Genomic DNA, 5,573 nt, shown 5'->3' on the forward strand with positions numbered 1-5,573 from the left:
GTGAAGTTCTCCCCCACGACGACCTCGACCACATGCAGGTTCTCAACGAGGAGCTCGTGTACGTAGCGCTCGGGCGTGAGCTTCATGAAGGCGGTGGTGAAGGGCATGACGAGAAAGACGTCGATGCCGAACTCCTCGGCAAGCTCGGCGCGCCGGGTCAGGGTGGTCAGCTGCGCCGGGTGGCTGCCCGGGTGGACCACTTCCATCGGGTGCGGGTCGAACGTCATCAACACCGTGGGTACTCCCCGGGCACGGCCTGACTTGACCGCATGCGAGATCAATTCGGCGTGCCCGCGGTGCAGACCGTCGAACACCCCGATGGTGAGCACGCATCGGCCCCAGTCCGTGGGTATCTCGTCCTGCCCCCGCCACCGTTGCACAACTGCCAGCCTACGGGGCAAGGTAGCGCCCGGTCGTGCGAGAGCCGCAGATCAGGTGAGGATTGCTTAAACTTCCGTTGTGCCCCCTGACCGACCTGCCGAGGAGCCTGCCGGGCTGAGCGCGGTTGCCCAGGATTACCTCAAGGTCATCTGGAATGCCCAGGAATGGTCGCGGGACAAAGTCAGCACCAAGATGCTTGCCGAAAAGCTCGGGGTGTCGGCCAGCACTGCCTCGGAATCCATCCGCAAACTTGCCGAGCAGGGCCTCGTCGATCACGAGAAATACGGTGCGGTCACCTTGACCGAGTCGGGCCGTCGAGCGGCGCTGGCCATGGTCCGGCGCCACCGGCTGCTGGAGGCATTCCTGGTCAAGGAGCTCGGCTACAGCTGGGATGAGGTGCACGACGAGGCCGAGGTACTCGAGCACGCGGTGTCCGACCGGCTGGTGGCACGCATCGACGCCAAGCTGGGCTTCCCCCAGCGCGATCCGCACGGCGACCCGATCCCGGGCTCCGACGGGCAGGTACCGACCCCACCGGCCCGCCAGCTGTGGTCGTGCGCCGATGGTGAGGCCGGCGTCGTAGCGCGGATTTCCGACAAGGACCCCGAAATGCTGCGCTACTTCGACAGCATCGGCATCAACCTCGACTCGCGGCTCCGGGTACTCACCCGCCGCGAATTCGCCGGCATGATCTCGGTCGCGGTGGAATCCGCCGATGGGCCCACCACAGTCGACTTGGGAAGTCCTGCGGCCCAAGCGATTTGGATGGTGGCGGGCTAGCTTCCGCGTCGACGACGTTTACTGGGCGAAGCCGGGCCGGTTCACGATGCGGTGTTGGCTTCTGCGACCGCCGTGCGCAAGAAGTGCCCGGCCACCTGCAGGCTGGTCAGGCCTCCGTCGCGTGGCCAGAGCCAATAGCCGTGCATCAGGCCGGGCCACATGTGCTCGTCGCAGCGACCACCCGCTTCGACCACCAGCGCCGCGAACGCCTCGGCGTCGGCGCGCATCACTTCCCGTGAACCGTAATGAACTTGGATCGGCGGTAAGTCGGAAAGCTCGGCATTCAGCAGGCACAGCCGGGGGTCCTCGGGGTCATGATCGCCGACATACAGTGCAACGGCCCTCGCCGCCGCGCGCGGATCCAGCGGCTGGCGCCGGGTACGTGCGTCGGCGATGCATAACCGGTACGACGGATCGATCAGCGGGCCGAACAGCGCCAACGCCGCCGGGGCCGGCAGCCCCTCGCTGCGCAGGCGTAGGGCAAGCCCGACCGCCAGGTGCCCACCGGCCGAATCCCCGGCGACGACGATCTTCGCCGGATCGTGTCCTTGCGACAGCAGCCAGCGATACGCGGCCAGCGCATCGTCCTCAGCCGCCGGGAACGGATGCTCCGGTGCAAGTCGGTAGTCGATCGCGAAAGTCGGCATGCCGGAGTACTCGGACAGGTGCGACGCGAAGCCGCGATGGGTGCGCGCCGAGCAGATCAGGTAGCCGCTGCCATGCAGCACCAACACCACGCCCGCCGCGTCGTCGGCCTCCGGAGCCCAGACCCACTCTCCGGACACCGGCGCGGCAACACACTTGACCCGAATGCCGGGAACCACTGGGGCGGTGCGAGAAATCACGTAGTCGGCCGCCGGGCGCAGCGCCGCGAGCAGCCACTGTTGTGACACCAGCACATTGAGCATCACGTTGAAGCCGAGCCGCGAGATCGGAACGTAGCCGAGCCGGTCGACGGCAGCCATCGAGCCGTGCCACAGGTTTTTTGCCGCCTGGGTGATCATCCGGCGAGCAAGCCTTTGGCGATGTGAGTCACCTGGACCTCGTTGCTGCCGGCGTAGATCATCAACGACTTGGCGTCGCGGGCCAACTGCTCTACGCGGTACTCGGCCATATAGCCGTTGCCGCCGAACAGTTGCACCGCGTCCATCGCGACGTCGGTGGCGGCCTCCGAGGAGTACAGCTTTATCGCGGACGCCTCGGCCAGCGACGGCATCTTGCCGGCCTGCACCTTCTCCAGCGTCTGAAACACCATGTTCTGCACGTTGATCCGGGCCACCTCCATCTTCGCCAACTTGAGCTGAATCAGTTGGAACTGACCGATGTTCTTACCCCACAGCGTGCGGGTCTTGGCATAGTCGATACAGAGCCGGTGACATTCGTTGATGATCCCCAGTGACATCAGCGCGACACCGACACGCTCGCCGGCAAAATTGGCGCGGGCGCTCTCGCGGCCGTCCCCGCCGGTGTGCTGCTCGGTTTCGCCGAGCAGCCGATCAGGAGTCAGCCGAACGTTGTCGAAGAACAACTCGCCAGTCGGCGACGACATGATGCCCATCTTCTTGAACGGCTTGCCCTGCGTCAGCCCTGGCATCCCGGAGTCAAGAACGAAGGTCAGCACCGGTCGGGCCCGCCGATCGGTTTGACCGTCGTCGAGTTTGGCGTAAACGACCATGACATCGGCGAAGGGGCCGTTAGTGATGAATGTCTTCTGCCCGTTGAGGATGTAGTCGTCGCCATCATGTTTGACGTAGGTCTTCATTCCGCCAAAGGCATCCGATCCCGCGTCGGGTTCGGTGATCGCCCACGCCGCGATCTTCTCCAGCGTCATGAGTTCCGGAAGCCAGCGTTCTTTTTGGGCGAGCGTGCCGCGGCTCATGATCGTCGCCGCGCCCAGACCCAGGCTCACACCGACCGTACTGAGCAACCCGAGGCTGACCCCGGCGAGTTCGGACACCAGCACGGCTGCCATCGATGCTTGTGCACCCAGGCCGCCGATTCCACCGGATGAGCGCTTTTCGGTTTCCGGCTTCTCTTGCCTGGCCCGCTCCTTGTCCAGCATGGTCTTGACCGCTTCGGCGGCGAGCACGTCGAGGCCGAATTCGCTGAACAGCTTGCGCGCGATCGGATACGGCGAAATCTCACCGGTCTCCAGCGCGTCGACATTCGGCCGGATCTCTTTGTCGATGAATCCGCGGATGGTGTCCCGCATGATCAGGTCGGTGTCGGACCATTCGAACATGCTCTGCTCCTTGATTACTGCGGCAGCCGGGCGGCGATGTCGTCGATCACCCACACACCGTCGGTCTCGATGGTGTCGACGTCGTGCCAACCGGACAGGGCCGAAATCGCGCCGCCCTGAACCGCATACACCTTGCCGGTGATCGGGCATTTCTCGGTGGCCAGGTAGGCCACCAGCGGAGAGATGTTGGCCGGACTGAACAGGTCGAGTTCACCTTCCTCGGGTTCCGCCATCAGCGAACCCATGCCGGGTGTGGCCAGCGTCAGCCGGGTCCGCGCGATCGGTGCGATCGCATTCACCCGCACGCCGTACCGCTCCAGTTCCTCGGCCGCGATCAACGTCAGCGCCGCGATGCCTGCTTTGGCCGAGCCGTAGTTGGCCTGGCCGGCGTTGGGGATTGTCACACCCGAACCCGACGCGGTGTTGATCACCGCGGCATTGGGTTGATCACCGGCTTTCGACTGCGCCTTCCAGTAGGCGGCCGCGTGATGCAGCATCGCGAAGTGACCCTTCAAGTGGACCGCGATCACCGCGTCCCACTGCGCTTCCTCCATGCCGGCGATAAACGAATCGCGCAGAATTCCCGCATTGTTGACCAGGATGTCGAGGCCACCAAACTCGTCGATCGCCTGTCGTACAACACTTTCCGCACCGCTCCAGGTGGATACGTTCTCGGTGTTGACGACGGCGGTGCCGCCGGCCGCGGTGATCTCTTCGGCTACCTCGTGAGCGGGCCCGGTGTCGGCGCCCTCGCCTTCGTTGCTGCCGCCTAGGTCGTTGACGACGACCTTGGCCCCTTCTTTGGCGAACAGCAGTGCGTGTTCGCGACCGATGCCGCGGCCCGCGCCGGTGACGACCGCCACCCGGCCTTCCAGTGCTCCCATTGATCGAACTCCCTTGTTATCAGTCGGCTATTACCGCGAGCCCGTCGGTGATGACGAAGTCACTACCGCGCGCGGTCTCGAATGCGTAGCTTGTCGTTCCGTCGCCGCTGCCCACGGTCCAGATCCTGGTTTCCAGGTCGTCACCGGGCAGCACCGGCTTGGAGAAACGGACCGCGAAGCGTTTGAGCCGGTTGACATCCGAGTCGGCAAGCTCGGTGAGCACCGCCCACGACGTGAACGCCATGGTGCACAGCCCGTGCGCGATGATGCCGGGTAGACCGGCGTCCCTGGCCACCTCTTCGTCGAGGTGGATCGGCATCGGGTCACCGGCCGCCGGCGAATAGCGGAAGGTCTGGTCGGTGTCGATGTGTTGCACGACCTTGGCTACCGGCGCCTGCGCGCGCAGTTTGTCGTCGAATTTGTGGTCGGGGCTCAGCTCGCCGATCGTCTTGCCGACCGACATCCCTCGCACGAACGTCGTGACGTACTGCTCGTTGACCAGTTCACCGTCCTCGGTGCGGCATTCGAGCAGGATCGCGGCACGGGTGCCTTTCTCCAGCCCTTGATATCCGATCATCTTGCCGCGTGAGACAAGCTTGTCTCCTGGGCGGATCGGGCGGTGAAAGTGGAAGTCCTGTTCACCGTGGACGATCCGCGGGATGGCCTCGACGGGCATCACGTCGACCGCCGGGGTGAGCAAGGCCTCGAAAACGGGGACGATCGCGAAAACCGGTGGCGCAACGTCCCCTCTGCGGTGCGCCTCGATCGGGTCGTTGGTCGCCGCCGCGTACTCGGCCAGCCGGTCCTGGGTCACGTCGAACCGCTCATCGTCGGTCCAGCGGTCCAAGCCGGTGTCGTCGAACTCCAGCGTCTCGGTCATCCAAATGCCCTTACGCTGCCGCGGACGCCAAGGCGTCCAGCTGGTCGAGCGTCTTGTCGAGTTGCTTGACGCCGTCCTTTTCGACGGCCTTCGCCAGCGCGCCCTTGATCAGCGCACCCTCGAAGTCGCCGAAAACGGTGAACTTCGAGCCTTTTTCGGCCGGGTCGATGGTGAAGGTGAACCGGGCCTTGACGCCGGCCATTCCGGTGCCCGAAAGCACCAGGGAACGCGGCGCTTTGACCGATTCGATCGCCCACTCGATTTTGTTGGCCATGCCGAGCATGACGATTTTGGCCGTCAGCTTATCGCCTTCGGTCAGAGTCTCGGGTGGTCCCTCGAGCCACTTCTCGTGCACGGTGAACCACTTGTCCCAGTTGGCCAGGTCGCTGACGGTCCCCCACAACGC

7 protein-coding genes are annotated in these 5,573 nt (G+C 64.8%); 1 reads left to right on the forward strand and 6 read right to left on the reverse strand.

The window, feature by feature from the left end; genetic code table 11:
- Positions 1-380: adenylyltransferase/cytidyltransferase family protein (locus tag VN856_RS09455; protein ID WP_325688294.1), on the reverse strand; the 380-nt coding region annotated here is incomplete at its 3' end.
- A 79-nt stretch (positions 381-459) separates the two neighbouring features.
- Between VN856_RS09455 and mntR the strand changes: the two genes are divergently transcribed.
- On the forward strand, positions 460-1,161 hold the full coding sequence (gene mntR, locus VN856_RS09460; RefSeq protein WP_325688296.1) for a manganese-binding transcriptional regulator MntR: 702 nt from the start codon (positions 460-462) through the stop codon (positions 1,159-1,161).
- Positions 1,162-1,202: 41 nt separating this feature from the next.
- Here mntR and VN856_RS09465 read toward each other — a convergent pair whose 3' ends face one another.
- The 5 genes from VN856_RS09465 to VN856_RS09485 all read right to left on the reverse strand — a co-directional run.
- On the reverse strand, positions 1,203-2,165 hold the full coding sequence (locus VN856_RS09465; RefSeq protein ID WP_325688298.1) for an alpha/beta hydrolase: 963 nt from the start codon (positions 2,163-2,165) through the stop codon (positions 1,203-1,205).
- Positions 2,162-3,403: an acyl-CoA dehydrogenase family protein gene (locus tag VN856_RS09470; RefSeq protein ID WP_325688300.1), complete on the reverse strand. Its 1,242-nt coding sequence runs from the start codon at positions 3,401-3,403 to the stop codon at positions 2,162-2,164. Before VN856_RS09470 ends, VN856_RS09465 begins: the two co-directional genes overlap by 4 nt.
- Before the next feature lie 14 nt (positions 3,404-3,417).
- Positions 3,418-4,287 (reverse strand): SDR family oxidoreductase, encoded by an 870-nt coding sequence (locus VN856_RS09475; protein WP_325688301.1) that lies wholly within the window; start codon positions 4,285-4,287, stop codon positions 3,418-3,420.
- 19 nt (positions 4,288-4,306) lie between these two features.
- Positions 4,307-5,167, reverse strand: a complete 861-nt coding sequence (locus VN856_RS09480; RefSeq protein ID WP_325688303.1) for a MaoC/PaaZ C-terminal domain-containing protein — start codon at positions 5,165-5,167, stop codon at positions 4,307-4,309.
- Between the two features lie 10 nt (positions 5,168-5,177).
- Positions 5,178-5,573, reverse strand: a 396-nt coding sequence (locus VN856_RS09485; protein ID WP_325688305.1) for a type II toxin-antitoxin system Rv0910 family toxin, incomplete at its 5' end; no start/stop codon positions are given.

The organism is Mycobacterium sp. (genome assembly GCF_035603715.1).
GTDB lineage: Bacteria > Actinomycetota > Actinomycetes > Mycobacteriales > Mycobacteriaceae > Mycobacterium.

Bases quoted from the DNA above. Each gene is read 5' to 3' on its own strand.
- VN856_RS09480 (WP_325688303.1), bottom strand. From the start codon at position 5,167: ATGACCGAGACGCTGGAGTTCGACGACACCGGCTTGGACCGCTGGACC.
- VN856_RS09470 (WP_325688300.1), bottom strand. From the start codon at position 3,403: ATGTTCGAATGGTCCGACACCGACCTGATCATGCGGGACACCATCCGC.
- VN856_RS09475 (WP_325688301.1), bottom strand. From the start codon at position 4,287: ATGGGAGCACTGGAAGGCCGGGTGGCGGTCGTCACCGGCGCGGGCCGC.
- VN856_RS09465 (WP_325688298.1), bottom strand. From the start codon at position 2,165: ATGATCACCCAGGCGGCAAAAAACCTGTGGCACGGCTCGATGGCTGCC.